At 55.1% G+C, this 2,101-nt stretch carries 2 protein-coding genes; both read left to right on the top strand.

Annotation, left to right across the window (positions count from 1 at the left end; translation table 11 throughout):
* Positions 1-220: 220 nt before the first annotated feature.
* On the top strand, positions 221-556 hold the full coding sequence (locus QKW60_RS20945) for a DMT family transporter (RefSeq protein WP_282371651.1): 336 nt from the start codon (positions 221-223) through the stop codon (positions 554-556).
* Positions 557-820: 264 nt separating this feature from the next.
* Complete coding sequence (locus tag QKW60_RS20940) at positions 821-1,762, top strand: DMT family transporter (RefSeq protein ID WP_282371650.1); 942 nt, start codon at positions 821-823, stop codon at positions 1,760-1,762.
* Positions 1,763-2,101: the final 339 nt, after the last annotated feature.

Raw genomic sequence — 2,101 nt, 5'->3', positions numbered from 1 at the left:
TCCGCCGCCCGTAGACCTTAATCATCTAGCGTTCCCACAATCCTCTTTATCTCAATCCCAACACGTAGCAGACATTCCGACATTCTGCAGCAATCCGCACATCGAGCTCGGGACAGCCATCGGCCGCGATCAGCTTGCATGCCAGTTCCGCCTAGTGATGCAGACATCCAGTCGGCATCGTGCTAAGGACCTCACGGGTTGACATGGCGCGAGTAGCCGAATGGCAAAGCACTATCTATTTTTGGTGGCGGCTATCTTCGCTGAGGTCCTCGCAACAACATCTTTAGCGCGATCGGAGAGCTTTACTCGGCTCGGGCCAAGCCTCATCACGATTGCGGGATATGCGGTTGCATTTTGGTGTTTGTCATTCCCGCTGCGGGTTATGCCGACCGGCGTCGTCTACGCAATATGGTCGGGCATGGGCATCGTACTCATTAGTGCTGTCGCTTGGATTTGGTATCGACAATCTTTGGACTTCCCTGCTTTGCTTGGTATGACACTCATCCTTTTAGGAGTGGTCATCGTTAATGTATTCTCCCAATCGATAGGTCACTGAGCGGAAATACTTCTGCTACCGCGAGTGCGTAAGATGGTCTGATTTGGGCTTAGGGCGGGCAACTGAGAGTTTCAGTCGGGCTGTGACCTGACTGGGTACGGTGGACAACGGCGATGTGGGACAAACCTGACGGTCGCTGCACTGGCAAATATCCTCGTTTTGCGGGTCAAACGACTCTTTCGGCACACCAAGTCGCAAACTGAATGTCCATGGCAGCCTTTCGTGGATACCATCTGATATCGGAGAACCACTCAGGAATGCGAAATGGCTGAAGTCGGGAAAATACCGGCAATCCCGACGGGGTCTGTCACGGTTGCGATTGTTCTCAGCCTAGTTTCCCTTGTGTTTTTTGACCTGATGGGACTGGTCATCAAGCGTCTGTCCGCTGGTTACACTGCGGCGGAACTGTCCGCATACCGTAATATCTTTGGGCTGGTGCCCAGCTTTATCGCGCTTTGGTCATCGTCAGCCTGGCACCGAAATGGGCGGCGCCTGCGTGTCCGCCAATGGGGCCTGATCTGCATGCGGGGTCTGATCGTCACCTTCGCACAGTTGATGTTCTATCTGTCGCTGGGTCTGATCGCCTTTGCCACTGCGACGACAATTTCCTATTCCAGCGGGCTTTTCATGACAGCCTTTGCCGTGCTGCTGCTGGGTGAACGGGTGGGTCACATTCGTTGGATCGCGGTGTTGATTGGCTTTGTCGGCGTCTTGATGGTTATGGGTCCCGGGCGCGAGACATTTACCTTGGCGTCCCTCTTACCACTGGGCGCAGCTGCCCTCTACGCGCTGACGGGCGTAACGGCCCGGTTGATTGACGAGGAAGTACCAAGCGCATTGGTCAACCTGTACTCCACAGGATTTGCCGTTGTCGGATCGGTGGCGCTCGCGCTTTTCCTCGGTGGCTTTTCCACTGTTCAATCTGCGTCTGATCTCGGGTGGATTGTGGCGATGGGAGGTTTCGGTGGAACCGCTGTATTGCTTATGATTGTCTCCTTCAGGATGACCGAACAAAGCAACCTTGCCCCATTCAGCTATTTCGGCATTCCGATGGCTTTCTTTTTCGGCTGGGTGTTCTTTGGCGAAGCGCCAATCCGCGACCTATTTCCTGGTTCGATCCTGATCATCGGCGGTGGCGTGTTGGTCGTTTGGCGCGAGCGTCAGCGGAACAAACCGGCTTCTGCCACCCGGTCCATGGCGGAGTAAAACCGCTTGTCCACATTCCCAGCTTGGCCAAGCGCTTCTGGACCTCGTAACTTACCTGGTCCCAACCATACCGGCGCCAGACAACCTTCTGCCAAATTGAAAAGCCCCGGTGCGCGATTATGCGCAACCGGGGCTGGCGAACTATGAGGAGGTATCCGCCGACAGGAAGGTACTTAGTCTCGAAAGTGTGCCTCGACTTTGCGAATGTTGCAATTGCCGATTTCCAATCACACCACCTATCCCGGCTTCCGACGTCGTGTGTTCCTGGTTAGGCGGGAACTCGCTGCGAGCGACACGGGAATCTGTCCTCGATCCAAGTGAAGACACTGCAACTGCCAA

Origin of the sequence: Albidovulum aestuarii (assembly GCF_029961185.1) — a bacterium.
Classification (GTDB): domain Bacteria; phylum Pseudomonadota; class Alphaproteobacteria; order Rhodobacterales; family Rhodobacteraceae; genus Albidovulum; species Albidovulum aestuarii.
The sequence above is the reverse complement of the archived record's forward strand: the minus strand, read 5'-3'. Positions and strand labels throughout refer to the sequence as shown.

Bases quoted from the DNA above. Each gene is read 5' to 3' on its own strand.
- QKW60_RS20940 (WP_282371650.1), top strand. From the start codon at position 821: ATGGCTGAAGTCGGGAAAATACCGGCAATCCCGACGGGGTCTGTCACG.
- QKW60_RS20945 (WP_282371651.1), top strand. From the start codon at position 221: ATGGCAAAGCACTATCTATTTTTGGTGGCGGCTATCTTCGCTGAGGTC.